The sequence below is a fragment of the Desertihabitans aurantiacus genome (assembly GCF_003344635.1).
Taxonomy (GTDB): Bacteria; Actinomycetota; Actinomycetes; order Propionibacteriales; family Propionibacteriaceae; genus Desertihabitans; species Desertihabitans aurantiacus.
Genome location: NZ_QPKK01000031.1, coordinates 1 through 19904 on the forward strand (window position 1 = coordinate 1; position 19904 = coordinate 19904).

At 73.6% G+C, this 19904-nt stretch carries 15 protein-coding genes; 8 read left to right on the forward strand and 7 right to left on the reverse strand.

Features of this window, described 5'->3' with window-relative positions:
* A partial coding sequence (locus DVA66_RS04525; protein ID WP_157973834.1) for a hypothetical protein occupies window positions 1–357 on the reverse strand: 357 nt, incomplete at its 3' end.
* An 84-nt stretch (window positions 358–441) separates the two neighbouring features.
* Between DVA66_RS04525 and wecB the strand changes: the two genes are divergently transcribed.
* From wecB to DVA66_RS04545, 4 genes are all read left to right on the forward strand, one after another.
* Window positions 442–1518, forward strand: a complete 1077-nt coding sequence (gene wecB / locus DVA66_RS04530) for a non-hydrolyzing UDP-N-acetylglucosamine 2-epimerase (RefSeq protein ID WP_114558985.1) — start codon at window positions 442–444, stop codon at window positions 1516–1518.
* A 287-nt stretch (window positions 1519–1805) separates the two neighbouring features.
* Window positions 1806–2792 carry a glycosyltransferase family 2 protein gene (locus DVA66_RS04535; protein ID WP_269801591.1) on the forward strand — a complete coding sequence of 329 codons (987 nt, stop codon included), beginning with the start codon at window positions 1806–1808 and terminating at the stop codon, window positions 2790–2792.
* 237 nt (window positions 2793–3029) lie between these two features.
* Window positions 3030–5789, forward strand: a complete 2760-nt coding sequence (locus DVA66_RS04540) for a glycosyltransferase family A protein (protein WP_157973836.1) — start codon at window positions 3030–3032, stop codon at window positions 5787–5789.
* 67 nt (window positions 5790–5856) lie between these two features.
* Window positions 5857–7161: a UDP-glucose dehydrogenase family protein gene (locus DVA66_RS04545; protein ID WP_114558996.1), complete on the forward strand. Its 1305-nt coding sequence runs from the start codon at window positions 5857–5859 to the stop codon at window positions 7159–7161.
* Between the two features lie 6 nt (window positions 7162–7167).
* Here DVA66_RS04545 and DVA66_RS04550 read toward each other — a convergent pair whose 3' ends face one another.
* On the reverse strand, window positions 7168–8703 hold the full coding sequence (locus DVA66_RS04550; protein ID WP_114558988.1) for a hypothetical protein: 1536 nt from the start codon (window positions 8701–8703) through the stop codon (window positions 7168–7170).
* Between the two features lie 44 nt (window positions 8704–8747).
* Entirely contained in the window at window positions 8748–9872 is a 1125-nt protein-coding gene (locus tag DVA66_RS04555; protein WP_114558989.1) for a hypothetical protein, read from the reverse strand.
* Window positions 9873–10002: 130 nt separating this feature from the next.
* On the opposite strand from DVA66_RS04555, the gene mgrA reads away from it, so the two are divergent.
* Both mgrA and DVA66_RS04565 read left to right on the forward strand, forming a co-directional pair.
* Window positions 10003–11040, forward strand: a complete 1038-nt coding sequence (gene mgrA / locus DVA66_RS04560; protein ID WP_114558990.1) for an L-glyceraldehyde 3-phosphate reductase — start codon at window positions 10003–10005, stop codon at window positions 11038–11040.
* Window positions 11037–12266 (forward strand): glycoside hydrolase family 3 N-terminal domain-containing protein, encoded by a 1230-nt coding sequence (locus DVA66_RS04565; RefSeq protein ID WP_157973837.1) that lies wholly within the window; start codon window positions 11037–11039, stop codon window positions 12264–12266. The genes mgrA and DVA66_RS04565 overlap by 4 nt, the downstream gene beginning before the upstream one ends.
* Before the next feature lie 30 nt (window positions 12267–12296).
* On the opposite strand, the gene DVA66_RS04570 is transcribed toward DVA66_RS04565, so the two are convergent.
* From DVA66_RS04570 to rfbB, 3 genes are all read right to left on the reverse strand, one after another.
* Window positions 12297–14381, reverse strand: coding sequence for a transglycosylase domain-containing protein (locus DVA66_RS04570; RefSeq protein WP_114558992.1), 2085 nt, complete (start codon window positions 14379–14381; stop codon window positions 12297–12299).
* Window positions 14382–14584: 203 nt separating this feature from the next.
* Window positions 14585–15949 (reverse strand): sugar nucleotide-binding protein, encoded by a 1365-nt coding sequence (locus DVA66_RS04575; protein ID WP_114558997.1) that lies wholly within the window; start codon window positions 15947–15949, stop codon window positions 14585–14587.
* Window positions 15949–16944 carry a dTDP-glucose 4,6-dehydratase gene (rfbB, locus tag DVA66_RS04580; RefSeq protein WP_114558993.1) on the reverse strand — a complete coding sequence of 332 codons (996 nt, stop codon included), beginning with the start codon at window positions 16942–16944 and terminating at the stop codon, window positions 15949–15951. The genes DVA66_RS04575 and rfbB overlap by 1 nt, the downstream gene beginning before the upstream one ends.
* Before the next feature lie 55 nt (window positions 16945–16999).
* On the opposite strand from rfbB, the gene rfbA reads away from it, so the two are divergent.
* Window positions 17000–17869: a glucose-1-phosphate thymidylyltransferase RfbA gene (rfbA, locus tag DVA66_RS04585; RefSeq protein ID WP_114558994.1), complete on the forward strand. Its 870-nt coding sequence runs from the start codon at window positions 17000–17002 to the stop codon at window positions 17867–17869.
* Window positions 17870–17956: 87 nt separating this feature from the next.
* On the forward strand, window positions 17957–19084 hold the full coding sequence (locus tag DVA66_RS04590) for an aminoglycoside phosphotransferase family protein (protein WP_114558995.1): 1128 nt from the start codon (window positions 17957–17959) through the stop codon (window positions 19082–19084).
* Between the two features lie 3 nt (window positions 19085–19087).
* Here the strand turns inward: DVA66_RS04590 and DVA66_RS04595 are convergent.
* A partial coding sequence (locus DVA66_RS04595) for a hypothetical protein (RefSeq protein ID WP_198671481.1) occupies window positions 19088–19904 on the reverse strand: 817 nt, incomplete at its 5' end.

Here is a 19904-nt window from a genome sequence, read left to right on the forward strand (position 1 = left end):
GACCAGCTCCCGCGCCAGCTCCAGCTCCCCGCAGGCCGTGGCCGCCTCGACGGCACGGCCCCGGTGACCCCGGCGCAGCTGCGCTCGGGCGCGGTCGCGCTGACCCGTCGCGTGCAGGCCGAGCGCCGCCACCACCGGGAGGCGCCCGGTCAGCAGCCGGAGCAGCACCGCACGCGGCCGGCGGGGCAGCAGCCGCCAACCGCTGTGCACCGCCTTCGCCCACCCCTGCCCGAGGTGGCGGGCCGCGATGCTGATGGCCAGCAGCAGGCGTGGTCGCCGGGGCGCGTCGCTGTTGAGGGTGTGATCGGCACCGTGCTTCAATCGCGGCCGGGACGGCCACCGTCGGAACCCCAGCACCGCCGTCCTCCCGTCGGCTCGCCGACGCCGATGCGACGAGCGGTCGGGCGCTACCGTAGTGCTCCACCACGACGAAGGGACTCCATGGCCCCGCTGCTGCTGCACGTCGCGGGAGCCCGACCCAACTTCCCGAAGCTGGCGCCGGTGCTGCGGGCAATGCGGGAGCAACCGGTCGAGCAGTTCGTCGTGCACACCGGGCAGCACTACGACGACTCCCTCTCCGGCATCTTCTTCCGCCAGCTCGGCATGCCGCCGCCCGACCTCAACCTGGCGGTGGGCGCCGGGCAGCACGGCGCCCAGACCGCGGCCGTGCTGGTGAAGATGGAGGCCGTGCTGATGGAGCACGAGCCCGATCTCGTGGTGGTCTACGGCGACGTCAACTCCACCCTGGCCGCCACCCTCGCCGCGGTGAAGCTGCACATCCCGGTCGCGCACGTGGAGGCCGGGCTGCGCAGCTTCGACCGGGCGATGCCCGAGGAGGTCAACCGGCTCGTGGTCGACCGCCTCGCCGGCACCCTGCTCGCCCCCAGCGCCGACGCGGTGGACAACCTGCGCGCCGAGGGCGTCGCCGACGACGACATCCACCTCGTCGGCAACCCGATGATCGACACCCTGCTCGACCAGCTGCCCGAGGTCGAAGCCACCCCGCTGCCCCTGGACGACCTGCCCGAGCCGTTCGTCGTCGCCACCCTGCACCGGCCCAGCAACGTCGACCGCCACGAGGACGCCGTCGAGCTCGCCCGCTGCGTCCAGGCCGTCGCCGGCGACGTCGACGTGGTGCTGCCGGTGCACCCGCGCAGCCGCCAGCACCTCGCCCCCCTCCTGGCCCGCCACCCGCGGGTGCACCTCACCGAGCCGCTGGGCTACCGGGAGTTCCTCGCACTGGTACGTCGCTGCGCGCTGGTGGTCACCGACTCCGGCGGGGTGCAGGAGGAGACGACGGTGCTCGGCGTGCCCTGCCTGACGCTCCGCGACTCCACCGAACGCCCGGTCACCATCAGCCACGGCACCAACCGCCTGGTCAGCCGGTCGAGCCTGCTGCCCGAGGTGCGTGCGGCGCTCGCGGCCGGGCGTTCCGACACCTGGCCGGTGCCGCCGCTGTGGGACGGCCGCAGCGGCGAGCGGATCGCCCGGATCCTGGTCGACCGGGTGGCGGGGTGAGCGGCGCCCGCGAGCTGCTGCCGCTGCGCCGCCTGGCTCGCCGGGCGGCCGCCGTGCCGCAGCTGCAGGACCTGCTGACTCCCGGGGCGGGTCCGACAGGTCGGCAGACGGTGCTCGGACACACGGGTCTGCACCCCGGTGAGCTCCGCGCGCTGGAGCGTGAGCTGCCGCTCGCCGTGCGGCTGCGGCACTGGCGTCCCGGCGGTCGGAGGAGCGTGGACGTCCTGCTGCACCTGGCCGACGGAGCGTCCGGCACCGACGAGGTGCTCCGGCTGGCGGGTCAGCGGGTGGCCGTCGTCAGCGCGGACGCTCGCGTCCGAGCCGCTCTTGGACAGCGCCCCGCGGGCGATCGGACGTCCCTGCTCGCCGAAGCCCGTGCGCTCGCCGCCCAACCGCTGCTGCGGGACCGGCGTGCGCACCAGCAGTGGCGGGCCCTTCGACAGGCTCAGGGCGCTGGGGGAGCCCAGGCTCAGGGCGCTGGGGGAGCCCGGGGTCAGGGCGCTGGAGGAGCCCGGGACCAGGCTGCTGGGGGAGACGGAGCCCGAGGCGTTGCGAGCGAGACTCCAGAGTCCGGGGCCACGCCGTCGGTCAGTGCCGTGGTGCCCACCATGCGTCCGCACCAGCTCGAGCACGTGCTGGCCACCATCAGCGCCCAGGAGCACCCCTCCGTCGAGCTGGTGCTCGTCACCCACGGGTTCACCCCCGACGAGGGGGACCTGCGGCGCTGGCGGGCCGAGCACGGGGTCGAGCATCTCGTCGTCCGGCACGCCGACACGTCCCTCACCCTCGGCGCCTGCCTGGGGCTCGGCGTCGCCGCCGCCGCTGGCGACCTGGTCGCGAAGATGGACGACGACAACCACTACGGGCCCCACTACCTCTCCGACCTGGTCGCGCACGCCCGGCAGACCGGGGCCGAGACCGTCGGCAAGGGCGCCCACTACGTCCACCTCACCGGCTCGGGGGCGACCATGCTGCGCTTCGCCGACCGGGAGCTGGCCTGGAGCCCGTTCGTGCAGGGCGGCACCCTGCTCACCCCGCGGCAGGTGCTCGCCGACGTCCCCTTCGCCGACGTTCCCCGTGCGGTCGACACCACCTTCCTCGACGCGCTGCGTCGCCAGGGGGGTCGGGTCTGGTCCGCGGACCGGTTCAGCTTCGTCTCCGTCCGCCACACCGCACCCGACGCCCACACCTGGCCGATCAGCGACTACGACCTGCTCAGCCGGGCGGCTCGGCTCGAGCTGTTCGGCGACCCGGTGCCGCACGTCACCGTCTAGCCCTAGCTGCCGTCCTCGCCCTTCGACAGGCTCAGGGCGTTGTGGTGGCGATGGCGGACAAAGGCGGCCGTCCCGGTCGAGCCGACACCAGCGCCCTGAGCCTGTCGAAGGGCGAGGAACCCGCACCGCAGCACAACAGCACCGCACGGCGCTCCCGCTACAGTCAGGGCCCGACCGGACGCGTGCGCTCGAAACCGGACGCCGCCCACAGCGGGGTGGCGACAAGAGAGGAACCCCATGAGGCTACGCAGGCTGCTCCCGACGCGGTCGCAGGCGGCGGTGCTCGCCGTCAGCGGGCTGGTCGGCGTCGCTGCGGTGGTCGCGGCGGTGCTCGACACCTGGTGGCTGGCCTGGACGCTCGGGGTGGCGCTGCTGCTGGCCCTCGTCGCGCTGGTGCTCTACACCAGCCGGCTGCTGTCGGCCCGCCTCAACCACCAGACCTCCGTGCTCACCCGCCAGCTCGGCAAGGCCCCGCTCGCCGGCAGCCCGGGCTGGGCACCGGCCGCCGACGACCGGGCCGCGAAGCCGGGACGGCTGCCCGCGCTGGAGCACTGGTCGCGCACCCTGCTCACCACCTCGGCCGGCCAGGAGCTCTTCCTGGAGCGGGCCAAGCGGACCCGCTCCAGGTCGGCCCGCGACGTCCTGGCCCATGCCGCCACCCGCGGCCGCTACCGCTACGACGACCTCGCCGCGGTGATGGAGAGCTGGCGCGCCCAGGGCGTGGAGCAGGTACCGCGGGAGGAGCTGAAGGGCCTGTGGACGCCCGCCCTGCGCACCCTGGCCCGGCTGCTGTACTCCCAGCGCAGCTCCGAGCGCGACCTGCTCGACTCGCTGCTGCTCTACGACGTCCTGGTCCGGCTGGCCGGCACCGGGCGGCTGACCGACATCGACCGCTCCCACTACGCCGACCTGTGCGTGGACCAGGGCCGGTTCGAGCGGGCCACCGAGATCCTGCGCGAGCGTCCAGCCGACACCCCGGCCCGGGTCGCTGCCCACGCGCTCTTCGCCGCGAACGCCGCCAACCCCTACCTGCAGAACCCGGCGGCCGACGAGCAACGGTGGCTGGAGCAGGTGAACGCGCTGCTGGTCGGTGGCGGGTTCGAGCCGCTCACCCTCACCGACGGACCCGAGGAGCCGTTCTACCGGCTCGCCTGCGACACCGCCCAGCCCGTCACCGACGGCCCGCTGGTCAGCGTGCTGATGCCGATCTACGAGCCCAACGCCGCCACCGACAAGGCGATCGGGTCGATCCTCGCCCAGAGCTGGCGCAACCTCGAGCTGATCATCGTCGACGACGGCTCGCCGCGGGTGGACGAGGCCGGGCGTCCCACCCCCTACGCCGACCAGCTGCGCGGCTGGGCAGCCCGTGACGAGCGGATCCGGCTGCACCTCAACGAGGACAACCACGGCGCCTACTACGTGCGCAACCAGGCCTACGACGAGGCCCGGGGCGAGTTCGTCACCATCGCCGACAAGGACGACTGGCACCACCCGCAGCAGATCGAGTGGCAGGTCCGCGACCTGCAGGCCCACCCCGACCGGGTGGCCAACCTGACCAACTGGGTCCGGGTCAGCCCGGTGCTCCGCTTCCTCGTCCGCTGGGGACCGGACCGGGTGGTGCACCCCAGCTTCGCCTCGATCATGTTCCGCCACGCCGAGGTGAAGCAGCGCCTGGGCTACTGGGACACCGTGCGCAAGGGCGCCGACAACGAGTTCCGGTTCCGCCTGCAGCAGGCCTACGGCTTCCGGCTCAACCCCACCGAGCCGACACCGCTGACGTTCTCCCTGATGGGGGAGTCCAACCTCACCTCCACCGACCTCGGCCTCGGCTACGAGCACGAGGACCGCGGCGCCTACCGCCAGGCCTACCTGTCCTGGCACAAGGAGCTCGCCGCCGGCCGCAGCGTCCGCCTCGAGCGGCACCCCGGGCAGCGGCCGTTCCCGGCCCCGCAGAGCTTCCTGCCCGACCGCCGCACCGGTGAGCACTTCGACGTCGTCCACCTCGTCGAGCTGGACGCCCCCGCCGCCCGCGACCGCCAGGTGCAGCGGGAGGTGGCCGCCGCCGTCCGGGCCGGGCTGCGGGTGGGCGTCGTCACCGCGGAGAACTTCCTCTCCACCAGGCGCCCCCGGCTGGCGTTCGACCCCGGGCTCGCCGCGCTGGTGCGCTCCGGCGCGGTGACCCGGCTGGCCCTCGCCTCCGACGCCACCACCGACCTGCTGCTGGTCCGCCCGCCGACGCTGCTGCAGGTCTGCCGCGACGCACCGGCCCGGCTCCGGCCGTCCGCCGTCGTCGTGGTCGCCGACGAGGCCCCGTCCCAGCGCCGCCGGCAGGTCTACGAGGCCTCCACCGTCTCCCGCCGCGTGCAGCACATCTTCGGGGTCGACCCGGCCTGGGCGGCGACCGAGGAGCCGATCCGCGAGGCGCTGCAGCCGCTGCTGCTGCGGGACCAGCTGCGACCGGGTCTGTGGGAGACCGTGCCGGACCTGGGGCCGCTGCCGCTGTCCGCCCCGGCGTCGGGCACCGGCAGCTTCCTCGTCGGCGGCTTCCGCAACGAGACCACCGAGCAGTGGATGCAGCAGGCCCTCGACGGGCGGGACGCCGACCAGCCGGCCGGGCCGGCCCTGGTGGCGGCCGGGGTGTTCGGCGCCGACGAGGTGGACGCCGAGCCCGACGACCTCGGTGCACTGGACGCCTGGGTGGCCTTCTCCGACACGGTGGAACCGCGGATCGAGGAGCAGGCCCGCGAGGCGCTGGCCCAGGGGGCGGTGCTGGTGCTCTCACCCTCCTACGCCCGCGCCTTCGGCGACGCCGCCAGCTACGCCACCCCCGAGCAGGCCCGCGACGTGCTGGTCGAGCTGGCCGCGGAGCGGGAGGAGGTCGGCGACACCGACGCGGCCCCCGCCGGTGCCGACCGGGCCGTCGCGGAGTACCTGGGCCGGTTGACCTCGGTCGGGGTCCGGGCGGAGCACCGCTCGGCCGCGCTCTGGGCGGAGTGATCGGGCGGCGTCCGGGGCGTCGCCGTCCGTGCGGCCCGCGCACCCCTAGGATGCCCGGGTGACGAAGATGACCGTGATCGGCACGGGTTACCTCGGAGCCACCCACGCCGCGGCGATGGCCGAGCTGGGCCACGAGGTGCTCGGGGTCGACAACAACCCCGACCAGCTCGCCGCCCTGCGCGAGGGACGGACCCCGTTCTTCGAGCCCGGGCTGGAGGAGCTGCTCGCCAAGCACGTCGCCAGCGGCCGGCTGCGCTTCACCGACTCCTACGCCGAGGCCGCCGACTTCGCCGATCTGCACTTCATCTGCGTCGGCACCCCGCAGCGCTCCGGCTCCTACGCCGCCGACATGACCTACGTCGACTCGGCGTTCTCGACGATCGCCGAGGCCTCGCAGCGCCCGGCGCTGCTGGTCGGCAAGTCCACCGTCCCGGTCGGCACGGCCGCCCGGCTGCAGGAGCTCATCACCCGCGTCTCCCCGGCCGGCGACGGCATGCAGCTGGCCTGGAACCCGGAGTTCCTGCGTGAGGGCTTCGCGGTGAAGGACACCCTGCACCCGGACCGGATCGTGCTCGGCACCGAGAGCCCCGAAGCCGAGCAGCGGCTGCGCGAGGTCTACGCCCGGCCGATCTCGGAGGGCACCCCGGTCGTGGTCACCGACTTCCCGACCGCCGAGCTGGTCAAGACCGCGGCCAACGCCTTCCTGGCCACCAAGATCTCCTTCATCAACGCGATGGCCGAGGTGTGCGAGGCCGCCGGCGGCGACGTCACCGTGCTGGCCGACGCGATCGGCCACGACGCCCGGATCGGTCGCCGCTTCCTCAACGCCGGCGTCGGCTTCGGCGGCGGCTGCCTGCCCAAGGACATCCGCGCCTTCATGGCCCGCGCCGGCGAGATCGGCGTCGACCAGGCGGTCACCTTCCTCACCGAGATCGACAGCATCAACCTGCGCCGCCGCACCGGCGCGGTCGAGGTGGCCGCCGAGCTGCTCGGCGGTCAGGTGAGCGGGCGCCGGGTGGCGGTGCTGGGGGCGGCGTTCAAGCCCGACAGCGACGACGTCCGCGACTCCCCGGCCCTCGACATCGCCGCCGGGCTGCACGTGCACGGCGCCGACGTCCGCGTCTACGACCCCAAGGCCATGCACCGTGCGGCCCTGGCCTACCCGGCGCTCGGCTACGCCGACTCCCTCGACGCCGCCGTCGACGGTGCGGAGGTCGTGCTGCTGCTGACCGAGTGGGCCGAGTTCCGCGCCCTCACCCCGGCCGACCTGGACGGCAAGGTGGCGGGCAGGGCGATCTTCGACGGCCGCAACGTGCTCGACCCCGCGCAGTGGCGCGAGGCCGGCTGGACCTACCGCGGCGTCGGTCGCTGACCCGGCTCAGCCGGCGGCCGGCCCGTCGGTCGGAGCGGGCGCCGGTCGGGCCGGCTCCTCCGGGACGGAGCGGTCGCGCCCGTTGACCGGGATGTCGTAGACCTCGGGCCAGCTCAGCCGCACCAGGTGGTCGAACACCTTGCCCCAGCGCCGCTGACCCTGCGAGACCGACAGCAGGTGGCGGAAGATCGCCCGGCTGTTGACCAGGATGTGGGTGTCGTGGGCGATGTCGCTCTCGGTCAGGTGGGAGTTCAGCCAGGCCGCCATCCGGTGCTCCCAGTAGAACATGTCGTAGGCGTCCACCCCCTCCGGTGCGGCGAAGGACGTCGCGTCCACCCACTCCTCGAACGCCTCCACCACCGCCGGCTCCGGCGGCTCGCTGCCGCGGGCGACCAGCGTCTCGGCCATCACCTGCGGGGTCAGCTCGCCGGTGTAGCCGCGTCGCAGGTAGACCGCCCGGCCGACCTCGTAGAGGTTGGAGCGGACGTGCACCCGGTCCGGGGGCAGCACCTCGCGGTAGGCGGCTGAGACGCTGCGCCCGTGCTGACGGGCGATGTTCCGCCCCATCACCGAGGCCAGCGGCCCGGGCACCAGCGGTCCCTCGACCGGCACGGTGGTGTGGTGCAGGCCGAAGGTGGCGGCCAGCTCGCGGGCGGTGCGCAGGTCGGCGACGGAGTCGTCGGCCTCACCCAGGTAGGGCCGGACGAAGGTGAAGTACTCGGCGCGGTCGGCGATCGGACGGCTGAGCGCCAGGGTGGTGCGGCTGTCCAGCCCGCCGGTCAGCGAGATCAGCGGCGGCGCGCCCTCGGCGAGCAGGGTGAGCTGGTCCTGCAGCCGGGGCAGCAGCCGCTTGGCCGCCAGCGAGGCGGAGACCAGCTCGGTCACCGGCAGCGGGCCGGTGCGGGAGATGCGGGCGTCCTCCAGCCGCAGCTCGGTGCTCGGCGTGAGCAGGTGGATGCCGGCGAAGTCGGTGTAGCGGCCGGGGTAGGTGAGGGCCCGGGTGCGGCGCAGCCAGTCGACGGGGAAGCGGGACGGCCGCGGGTCCCCGACGGTCTCGGCGGCCAGCCGGGAGTGGCTGGCCAGCACGGAGGCGGTGGCGTCGTGGTAGCAGCTGCGCATCGCCGCGGCGTCGGTCTGCAGGGTGGTGCCCTCCGGGCCGCGGTCGAGGACGACGTAACGGCCGACCACCTCGTCGAGCTCGCGGGCGTACGCCTCGCGTCCCCGGGCGCGGGCGCGGACCAGGTGCTCGGCGACCACCGCGGGGTCGGCGGTGCCGCGGCGGGGGTGCACCACGCGCCCGAGCAGGAGCACCGTCACCTGCTGGTGCTCGGCGAGCACGAGCGGGGTGCGCCGGTCCCAGGTGAGGTGGCGGTCGCCGAACCGCAGCCTGCCCCAGTGCTCGCCCAGGTCGAGGTCGACCGGCGTGCGGGTGAGCAGGTAGCCGCGGGCGTAGAGCAGGTGCCGCTGGTCGGGGCTGGGGGTGATGTCGGACTCGCGGAGCGCCGGGTGTTGGCTCAGCAGGACGTCCTCGTCGACAGGCACCGCAGCACGCTAGCAACCCCCGCTGCGGGACGCCCGGAGCCGCGCTAGCGGACCTCCTCCGACGGGCGCCACTCCACCACGCGGCCGCCGCGGTAGCCGCCGTCGTAGAGGCGGTTGCCCCGCATCTCGGGTTCCTCGCTGCTGACCTCCCAGCCCTGGTCCCGCTCCTTCGCGGCCTCGCGGTCCACGTGCCAGTCCGAGACCGCGGCCCGGGTCCCGGAGCGGACGAAGTGGTTGCGCAGGACGAGGAAGTCGCGGTTGTCGTTGCGCAACCGCACCGGGTCGCCGGAGATGCGGTGGAACAGGTTGCCGGTGATCGAGACACCCTCCGACTCCATCGCGTAGACGGCGTGGGCGTACTTCTCGTCGTCCTCGGCGTTGGCGATCCACTCGAACCGGGAGTCGCGGACGCTGCCGCTGGCGACGTTGCGCAGCGCGAGCGCCCACTCCGCCGGCGCGGCGTCGGGGGCGTGGCGGTTGCCCAGGTCCTCCATGACCACGCGGTCGACCGAGACGTAGGGCACCGGCGGGTCGATCGCCTCAGCCCGCTCCTCGGGGGAGCCGTCGAGGATCAGCCCGCCGTTGACCATGATGCCGTTGCTGTAGCCGCTGACGGCCAGGTGGGCGATCTGCACCTTGCCGACCGGCTCCGGGGAGCTCTCGTCCCGCACGATGGAGAGCCAGTGGCTCGACGTCGGGTCGCCGTGGAACCGGGGCAGCGGGCCGACTGGCTCCTCCGTGCCGGGCTCCCACCAGTCGGGGACGAAGCGCAGCGTGTGCCCGGGCTGGGCCCAGGTGCGCCAGTAGTAGGTGCCCATGTCGTAGCGGCCACCGGCGAAGCGGATGGTGAGGTCGCCGCGGGCCCGGCCCTGCTCGTGCAGCCGTTCGACCACCCGGTGGGCGCCCTCCAGGTCGCAGACCGCCGCGTCGGCGCTCCGCCCGGAGGCGTCGGGGTCGCACCGGTCCCGCGGGGCGACGAACACCTCGACGGGCGCGTCGACGGGTTCCGGCTCGGGCAGCCTGCTGCGCTCCCCGGCCTCCCCGCCGGTCGGCGGGCGGCCGTCGGGATCGGGGACCAGCCCGTTCCAGGGCGTGCAGCCGACCAGCAGGGTGAGGGAGAGGGCGGTGAGCACCGCGAGCGCGGCCGTGCTCGTCCGTCGGCGTCCCACGTGTCTCCCCGGTGTCGTGCTCGGTCGGTCCGGACGCCGCGTGCGGCGGGCCCGCGCCAGTCTAGTGGGCCCGCCGGGGTGTCCCGAGGGGCGTGCGCGGCTGTCGGTGCCGCTCCCTAGAGTGGAACCCATGCCGATCCTCGACACCTACGCGCCCGCCGCCGACCGCTACGACCAGATGCCCTACCGCCGGGTCGGGCGGAGCGGTCTGCACCTCCCGGCGGTGTCGCTGGGGCTGTGGCACAACTTCGGCGACGACAAGCCGCTGCAGACGATGCGGGACATGCTGCGCCGCGCCTTCGACCTCGGCGTCACCCACTTCGACCTGGCCAACAACTACGGCCCGCCCTACGGCTCGGCCGAGATCAACTTCGGCCGGATCTTCCGCGAGGACTTCACGAGCCTGCGCGAGCAGCTGGTGATCTCGACCAAGGCCGGGTGGGACTACTGGCCCGGCCCCTACGGCGACCTCGGCTCGCGCAAGTACCTGCTCGACTCCCTGGACGCCTCGCTGTCCCGGATGGGCCTGGACCACGTCGACATCTTCTACCACCACCGCATGGACCCCGACACCCCGCTGATCGAGACCATGGGCGCCCTCGACACCGCGGTGCGCCAGGGCAAGGCCCGCTACGTCGGCATCTCCTCCTACACCGCCGAACGCACCCGGGAGGCGGCGGCGATCGCCCGCGACCTGGGGACGCCGCTGCTCATCCACCAGCCGTCGTACTCGATGCTCAACCGGTGGATCGAGCCCGACCTGGTCGAGGCCTGCGACGAGGAGGGGATGGGCATCATCGCCTTCTCCCCGCTCTCCCAGGGCCTGCTCACCACCCGCTACCTCGACGGCGTCCCCGCGGACTCCCGGGCCGCGGCGGGCAAGTCGCTCGACCCCGACCTGCTCACCGAGGAGAACCTCGGCCACATCCGCGTGCTCAGCGACATCGCCCAGCGGCGCGGGCAGACCCTGGCCCAGATGGCGATCTCCTGGGTGCTGCGCGACCCGCGCGTCACCTCGGCGCTGATCGGCGCCTCCAGCGTCGCCCAGCTGGAGGACAGCCTGGCCGCGCGCAGCAACCTCGAGTTCAGCGAGGACGAGCTGGCCGAGATCGACCGTCACACCACCGAGGGCGGCTTCAGCCTGTCGCAGAAGCCTCGCGGCGCGTGAGCCGTCGCCCGTGGCCCGGCCTCACCGCCGGGCTCGCGGCGGCCGCCTTGCTCGCGGCCTGCGCACCCGACCAGGCGACCTCGCCGCCGAGCAGCGCGCCACCGTCGCCGACCACCTCCACGCCGACGCCGGCCGGGCCGCCGCCTCCGCCGTCGACCTCCCCGTCACCGGCGGTGACCAGCTGCGCCGACCTGGCCGCCTCGCTCACCCGCGAGGAGCAGGTCGGCCAGCTGCTGATGGTCGGCATCTCGGCCAACCAGCCGCCCTCCGACGGCCTGGTCGAGCAGGTCGAGGGCCACCACATCAGCTCGATCCTGCTGCTGGAGAACACCACGGTCGGCCAGCAGGCCGTCAAGGAGCTCACCGACGCGGTCCGCCAGCAGCTCGACACGCCGGAGGGCGTCGAGACCCTGGTCGCCGCCGACCAGGAGGGCGGGCTGGTGCAGCGGTTGCAGGGGCCGGGCTTCACCCCCATCCCGTCCGCGGCCGAGCAGGCCGAGCTGGACACCGAGGAGCTCCGCTCGGCGGCCGAGGGATGGGGTGAGGAGCTCTCCGACGCCGGGGTCGACATGGATCTCGCCCCGGTGGCCGACGTCGTCCCGGAGGAGCTGGTGCAGGTCAACGAGCCGGTGGGCAAGCTCGACCGCGGCTACGGCAGCGACCCCGAGGTCGTCGCGGAGAAGGTGCAGGCGGTCGTCGAGGGGCTGCAGGCCGGTGGGGTCGCCACCAGCGTCAAGCACTTCCCCGGGATCGGACGGGTCCGCGGCAACACCGATTTCACCGCCGACGTCGTCGACGACGAGACCACCGTGGCCGGCGGTGACCTGCTGCCGTTCCAGGACGCCGTCGACGCCGGCGCGGACTCGGTGATGATCTCCACCGTCACCTACACCCGGATCGACGAGGACGAGCAGGCGGTCTTCTCCGACGACGTCATCACCGACCTGCTGCGCGGTGACCTCGGCTTCGACGGCGTGGTGATGAGCGACGACATGGGGGTCGCCGCCGCGGTGGCGAGCACCCCCGTCGAGGACCGGCTGGTGGAGTTCCTCCGGGCTGGGGGAGACCTGGCCATCACCGCCGACCCGCTGACCGTCGACGCGATGGTGCAGGGGGTGCTCGCAGAGGCCGAGGACGACGAGGAGCTCGCGGCGTCCCTGCCCGAGCACGTCGAGCGGGTGCTGACGATGAAGGCCCGCTACGGGCTGGCGGACTGCGACGGCTGAGCCCCACCGGATACCGGGGCCCGGGCCCGCTCAGTCCTCGTCGTCCCCGCGGAGGTCGCGGGACGGGTTGCGGAAGCCGGTGCGCGGACGGTCCTCCAGCGCCTCCCGCATCGCCGGGCGCCAGATCTGCGCGCCGGCGTCGCCGCCACCGGAGCCGTTGAGGAAGGTGCCGCTCTCCGGCAGCCGCAGCCCGGCCAGCGAGCGCCGGCGACCGTCCCAGAAGTCGGAGGTCTTGTCCGCGGCGATCGAGGAGCAGCCCGCCAGCTCGGGGCTGTAGCCGCAGAACCAGACCGCCTCGGTGCTGTCGGTGGTGCCGGTCTTGCCACCGACGTCGTGGCCGTTGCCGAGCCGCGCCGGACGGCCGGTGGCACCCATCACGCCCTCCAGCAGCTGCGTGACGCCGCGGGCCACGTCGACCTCCATCACCCGCTCGCAGCCGGGCTGCTGCAGGTCGAGCTCCTGGCCGTCGCCGTCGGTCACCGAGGCGATGATCCGCGGCTCGCAGTGGATCCCGTCCGCGGCCAGGGTGGCGTAGGCCTCCGCCATCGACAGCGGGGTGACGTCCACCGAGCCCAGCGGGAGGGAGAAGATGTGCGACACCTCGCTCAGCGGCTGGCCGTTGGACAGCTCCACGCCCAGCCGTTCCATCATGTCGGTGACGTCGCACATGCCGGTGTCCTGCGCGAGCTGGAGGAAGTAGGTGTTGACCGACCACTCCATCGCGTAGTCCATCGGCATGTCGTCCCCGGAACGCGTGGAGTTCTCCGGCTCGTAGCCCTCCGGCACCCGGGCCCGGCCGTCGCAGGTCTGGAACGGCTCGTCGGAGAAGTCCATCCGCTCCGGGGAGTCGTAGCGGCGGTCGATCGGGATGCCCTCCTCCAGCGCGGCCGCGGCCACGTAGGGCTTGAACGTCGACCCGGCCTGGAAGCCCTCCGCCCCGCCCAGGCTGGTGGGGGCGGCGTAGTTGTAGAAGGTCTGGCCGTCCTCATCACCCATCTCCGGGCGCGACTGCGCCATCGCCACCACCAGGCCGGTGCCCGGCTCTATCATCGTCATGGTGGAGATCACCGGGTCCTCGGGGTCGACCACGTCGGCGATCGCCTCCTCCGCCGCCCGCTGGGACTCCCGGTCGATCTCGGTGCGGATGGTGAGCCCGCCGCGGAGCAGCGTCTGCTCGCGCTCGGCCACCGTCGCGCCCAGCGCCTCCGACTGCAGCAGGCTGCGCCGGACGTAGTCGCACAGGAACGGGAACTCCGCGCTGGCGCAGCCGTTGGCCACCGGCTCGATGCCGTCGGGGTCCCACTCGACCTGCTTGGCCTCGGCGGCCTGCTCGGGCGAGATCACCGCGACCTCCGGGTCGGCCAGCCGGTCCAGCACCACGTTGCGCCGCTCGACCGCGGCCTCGGGGAACCGGCGCGGGTCGGTCGCGGCCGGGTTCTGCACCAGCCCGGCCAGCATCGCCGCCTGCGCCAGGTCGAGGTCGTCGGCGGAGGTGTCGAAGAAGTGCCGGGCGGCCTGCTCGACGCCGTAGGCGCCGTCGCCGAAGTAGGCGATGTTGAGGTAGCGCTCGAGGATCTCGTCCTTGGACAGTCGCTCCTCCAGCGCGATCGCGTGGCGCATCTCCTGGATCTTGCGCGCGTAGGTCTGCTCCTGGGCCGCCCGTACCCCCGCCTCGTCGCCGGCCAGCCGGGCCTGCTCGACCTGGACCATCTTCACGTACTGCTGGGTGATGCTGGACCCGCCCTGGGTCGAGCCGCCGGCGCTGTTCTGCAGGAACGCCCGCAGTGTGGCGGTGACGTCGATGGCGCCGTGCTCGTAGAAGCGGTGGTCCTCGATGGCGATCTGCGCCTGCTGCATGATCGGGGCGATGTCGTCCAGCTCGACGTAGGTGCGGTTGTCCTCGAAGAAGTAGGCCAGCACCGAGCCGTCGGCGGCCAGCACCCGGGTGCGCTCCGGGGACGGGGTCGTCTCCAGGTCCTCCGGCAGCTCCTCCAGGGAGTCGGCGGTGACCCGCGAGCCCGCGCCGGCCGCGGCCGCGAACGGCACCACCAGCAGGGCGGCGAGCAGGCCCATCAGCACGCTGACCACCAGGAACATCACGGTCGCGTAGCTCACGGTCCCGAGTCGTCGGAGGGCGTTCTGCACGGTCGGAGGCCACCTTCACGGTTCGCGGTCGGGGAAGCTGGTCGCGCGTCTCCACGCACCAACCCCTCCAACGAGCCAGCGCCGGGATTGTTCCGGGACCCCCGGGGGTGTCGTGGCGGTGGTGGCCGTCGCCTGCGGCGACGGGTGGGCTCAGCGGCCGGGGACCGGCCGGGTCAGGGGGCGACGACCGGCGGGGAGAAGCCGGTGCTGCGGATCTTGGTGAGGTCGAGGACGCTGCTGGCCGGTCGCGGGGCGTGCGGCTTGTCGCCGCCGAAGTAGGTGGCGGTGCTGACCGGGGTGACGTCGTCGGCGTCGCGGCCGCAGCGGGCGAAGACGGCCCGGGCGACGTCGGCCCAGGTGACGGGTTCGCCGCCGTCGGTCAGGTGGTAGGTGCCGAAGGGCGCGCCGACCTCGAGCAGGTGCAGGATGCCGGCGGCGAGGGTGGAGGTGTGGGTGAGCCGGCCGCGCTGGTCGTCGACCACCGACGGGCTGATCCCGCGGGCGGCCAGGGACTCCATGGTGGCGACGAAGTTGCGCCCCTCGCCGACCACCCAGCTGGTGCGGACCAGGTAGTGCCGGTCGAGGGCGCTGACCGCGAGCTCGCCGGCGGCCTTGGACTGGCCGTACACCCCGAGCGGGGCGACCGGGGTGGTCTCGTCGGCGACCTCGGCGGTGCCGTCGAAGACGTAGTCGGTGGAGACGTGCACCAGGGTGACCCGGTGGCGCCGGCACGCCGCGGCGAGGTCGGCCACGGCGGTCGCGTTGACCTGCCAGGCCAGCCGGCGTCCCTCCGGGGTCTCCGCACCGTCGACGTCGGTCATCGCCGCGGCGTTGATCACCGTGCCGACGCCGCTCAGGTCGAGCCGGGACACCGCCTGTGGTTCGGCGAGGTCGAGCTCGGCGCGGGTCAGCACCCGGGCCCCGGGCAGCCGGGCGGCGAGCTCGCGGCCGAGCTGGCCGCCGCCGCCGAGCACGACGGTCTGCAGCGGTTCGACCGGGGTGACGGCCGACAGCGGCGGGTGCGTGCGGTCCTTGTCGGAGACGATCCGCTGCTCCGGCGGCACCGGCCACGGCAGGGCGACGGTCTCGTCGGCGAGGTCGAGGAAGGTGTAGCGGTCCTGGGCGCCGGCGCTCCAGTGGTCGTTGACCAGGTAGGAGTAGGCGGTGGCCGGCTCCAGCGTCTGGAAGCCGTTGCCCACGCCGCGGGGCACGTAGACGGCGGTGCCCGGGTCGATCTCGACGGTGACGGAGCGGCCGAAGCCGTCCCCGGCGCGCAGGTCGACCCAGGCGCCGAAGACCCGGCCGGTGGTGACGGTGACCAGCTTGTCCCACGGCTCGGCGTGGATGCCGCGGGTGACCCCGACCTCGGCGTTGAACGAGACGTTGTTCTGCACGGGTGCGAAGTCGGGCAGGCCGAGGGCGACCATCTTCTCCCGCTGCCAGCTCTCCTTGAACCAGCCGCGGGCGTCGCCGTGGACGGGCAGCCGGAGCACCAGCAGCCCGTCGATCGCGGTGGTCTCGACGGCGAGCTCGGTCATCACTGCCCCGACTTCGCGTAGCGGGCCTCGGTGGCCTCCTTGACCGGGCGCCACCAGTCCTCGTGCCGGCGGTACCACTCGACGGTCGCGGCCAGACCGGAGTCGAAGTCGTAGCGGGGTGTCCAGCCCAGCTCGGTGCGCAGCTTGGTCGCGTCGATGGCGTAGCGCAGGTCGTGCCCCGGCCGGTCGGCCACCAGGTCGTAGTCGTCGCGCGGGCGTCCCATGGTGGTGAGCAGCTGCTCGACCACCTGCTTGTTGCTGCGCTCGCCGTCGGCGCCGATGAGGTAGGTCTCGCCGATGCGGCCGCGCTGCAGGACCGCCAGCACCGCGCTGTTGTGGTCGTCGACGTGGATCCAGTCCCGCACGTTCTTGCCCTCGCCGTACAGCCGCGGGCGGCGGCCGTCCAGCAGGTTGGTGATCTGGCGCGGGATGAACTTCTCGATGTGCTGCCAGGGGCCGTAGTTGTTCGAGCAGTTCGACAGCGTGGCCTGCAGCCCGAACGAGCGCACCCAGGCCCGCACCAGCAGGTCGGAGGCGGCCTTGGTCGAGGAGTACGGGCTGGACGGGTTGTAGGGGGTCTGCTCGGTGAACCGCGCCGGGTCGTCCAGCTCGAGGTCGCCGTACACCTCGTCGGTGGAGACGTGGTGGAAGCGGGTGCCGTGGCGGCGGGCGGCCTCGATCAGCGTGTAGGTGCCGATGACGTTGGTGTCGAGGAACGGCCGCGGGTCGTGCAACGAGTTGTCGTTGTGGCTCTCCGCGGCGAAGTGGACGACCGCGTCGGCTTCCGCGACCTCGCGGTCCACCACCTCGGCGTCGGTGATGTCGCCGTGCACGAACGCGACCCGGTCGGACGGGAAGCCGTCGACCGCCTCGCGGTGACCGGCGTAGGTGAGGGCGTCCAGCACCGTCACCTGCAGGTCGGTGTGGACGACCAGGTGGTCCACGAAGTTCGCGCCGATGAACCCGGCACCGCCGGTGACCAGTACCCTCTGCACGACGCCACCCTAGGACCTCGCGGTGGCGTGGAGCGCGCACGACAGGGGAGTCGCGATGAAGGGCATCATCTTGGCGGGCGGGTCGGGGACCCGGTTGCGGCCGATCACCCTCGGGGTGAGCAAGCAGCTGATCCCGGTCTACGACAAGCCGATGATCTACTACCCGCTGTCGACGCTGATGCTGGCCGGCATCCGCGACATCCTCATGATCACCACCCCGCACGACCAGGAGGCCTTCCAGCGGCTGCTCGGGGACGGCTCGCAGTTCGGCATCTCGCTCAGCTGGGTGGTCCAGCCCAGCCCGGACGGCCTGGCCCAGGCCTTCACCCTCGGCGCGGACCACATCGGCGACGACGCCGTGGCGCTGGTGCTGGGCGACAACATCTTCTACGGCCCCGGTCTGGGCACCCGGCTGCGCCGCTTCGAGGGGCTGGAGGGCGGGGCGGTCTTCGGCTACCGGGTCTCCGACCCCTCGGCCTACGGCGTGGTCGAGTTCGACGACAGCGGCCGGGTGCTCTCGATCGAGGAGAAGCCGGCGCAGCCGAAGAGCTCCTGGGCCGTCCCGGGTCTGTACTTCTACGACAACGAGGTGGTCGAGATCGCCCGCGGGCTCAAGCCGTCGGCGCGCGGGGAGTACGAGATCACCGACGTCAACCGCCACTACCTCGAGCGGGGCCGGCTGCGCGTGGAGCTGCTGCCGCGGGGCACCGCCTGGCTGGACACCGGCAGCTTCGACACCATGGCCGAGGCCGGTGACTACGTCCGCACCATCCAGCGCCGGCAGGGGCTGTCCATCGGCTGCCCGGAGGAGATCGGTTGGCGGATGGGCTTCCTCGACGACGCCGGGCTGGAGCGGGCCGCCGAGAGCTACGGCAAGAGCCCCTACTCCAGCTACCTGCGCCAGGTGCGGCTCAGCGAGCGCTGAATCCGGCGCCCGCCCGGGGCGGGGTGGCTGGGGGAGCTCTCACGCCGTCCTCATCGGGGCCTCATCCCGGGTGTCGAGGATGCCCGGGTGAACAGTGGGCGACACCTCCGTGCAGACCTCGTCGACGGCCTCGAGTGGCTCGAGCTGATCGGCACCCAGACCCGGACCCTGCGAGCACCGGTGCCGCGCACCCGCACCTTCTTCGGCGACGACTCCGTCGCCTGGGTGGGACGCCTGGAGCGTCGCGACGGGCCGCTGGGGGCCTTGCTGCGCCACCGGTGGACCGGGGACTCGCTGCTCACCGGTGACCGCACCGACCCGCTGCGCTCCCGCGCCCCCGTCGACGTGCTGGTGCCCGGGGTGCGACGCAACCGTGAGCGCACCCGCTTCCGCGCCTTCCGCCTCGGCCTGACCGGACGGGTCCCGCTGGCGGTGGCCGGGATCGAGCGGCCCGACCCGTCGACGGCCACCGCGATGGTGGACGGCCCGGGGGTGCAGCGTCGCTTCCGCGAGGTCGGCGCCTTCGTCGTCCCGCGCTGCCGCGACCAGGGCAGCTGCCGCCGCGACGACCGGGTGCTCGACTGGGTGGTCGAGGACATGCTCCCCGGACGGCCGGTCACCGTCGCGGAGCGTCAGGACGCTGCCGCGGAGGCGTTGCACCTGCTCGCCGCCACCTGGACCCGGCTGCCGCTGCGGCACCACCCGCTGCCGACCCGGGCCCGGGAGCGGGCCCGGACCGCCTTCGCGGCGCTGCTCGAGCGGGCCCCGGCCGGCACCTGGCCGCACGGCGTACCCGAGCCCTCCCTCGGCGTCCGGGTGCACCGGCTGCTCACCAGCACCCGCCCGGTCACCGTCGGCCCGACCCACGGCGACCCGACGCTGAGCAACCTGCTGCGGATGCCGGACGGCCGGCTCGGGCTGGTCGACTGGGAGCTCGCCCGTGAGCGGCTGCTCGGCCACGACGTGGGCAAGGTGCTGCGCACCACCCCGGACCCGCGCGCCCTGTTGGCCGGGCTCGTCGCGCCCGACCCGGTCCGCGCCGCGATGGCGCGGGTCGACGCGCTGCCCTGGCGGCACCAGGTGGCGCAGGCCCTGCTGGTCTTCCTCAGCGGCTGGGAGCACCGCCACCGGCGCTCGGTCGCCGCCGGCCACCAGGCCTACGCCGTGGCCAGCCTGCGGCGCACCGTCGAGCTGGTCGACCTGCTCACCGACTGACGATCAGGCGTCCACCCGCAGGTTCTCCATCGCCTCGCGCGCCGGCGCCATGAACTGCGGGCTGGTGTCGGGGATCGAGGCGTAGAACAGGCTGGCGGTCGCCTCGCCGGTGGCGACGATCATGAGGATCAGCGTCTCGCCCTTGGTCTCCAGGTCGGGGATGTCGAAGGTCAGGTGGGACTCGACCAGCCAGGCGTCCTTGCCGTCGAGCGTCCGCGCCTCGTTCACCAGGTCCTCGCGGTTCACCTCTGTGTCGGAGCCGTAGAACTCGCCCAGCACGCACTTCACGACGATCTCCGAGCCCTGCTCGGGGGTGAAGAACCCGTCGCCGGCGATCAGCTCGGCCACCATCACGCTGGCCACCCAGGATCCCTCGCTGTAGTCCTCGACGAAGGCCGACTGCACCTGGACGTCGCGGCCGAACGGCACCCGGTTGTCCGGCTCCGGCGGGCCGAACGGCTCGGGCAGCATCGGGAACGACAGCGCGCCGCCGTGCACCCGACCATCGGCCGGGTCGGGCTTCGGCGAGGCGGTCTGCGGCTGCTGGTCGGGGCACACCTGGGAGGTCGGCTGGTTGCCCGGGCCCGGGTTGTTGCCGGGGTCGACCGCGCTCGACAGCGCCCGGACGCCCAGCCCCACCAGCACCACCACGACCAGGCCGATCGCGACCAGCGCGACCACCCAGCCCTTCGAGCTGCGTCCGCCGGCGCTGGCCGCCGCCGCACCGGCCGCGTGCCCGCCGTGGCCGGTACCGACCCGGGTCGCGCCCTGCACCAGCCCCTGGGCCGGCGGGGCGGCGTGCGGGGTGGGGGAGAGCGCC

Bases quoted from the DNA above. Each gene is read 5' to 3' on its own strand.
- wecB (WP_114558985.1), top strand. From the start codon at position 442: ATGGCCCCGCTGCTGCTGCACGTCGCGGGAGCCCGACCCAACTTCCCG.
- DVA66_RS04540 (WP_157973836.1), top strand. From the start codon at position 3,030: ATGAGGCTACGCAGGCTGCTCCCGACGCGGTCGCAGGCGGCGGTGCTC.
- DVA66_RS04545 (WP_114558996.1), top strand. From the start codon at position 5,857: ATGACCGTGATCGGCACGGGTTACCTCGGAGCCACCCACGCCGCGGCG.
- mgrA (WP_114558990.1), top strand. From the start codon at position 10,003: ATGCCGATCCTCGACACCTACGCGCCCGCCGCCGACCGCTACGACCAG.
- DVA66_RS04575 (WP_114558997.1), bottom strand. From the start codon at position 15,949: ATGACCGAGCTCGCCGTCGAGACCACCGCGATCGACGGGCTGCTGGTG.
- rfbA (WP_114558994.1), top strand. From the start codon at position 17,000: ATGAAGGGCATCATCTTGGCGGGCGGGTCGGGGACCCGGTTGCGGCCG.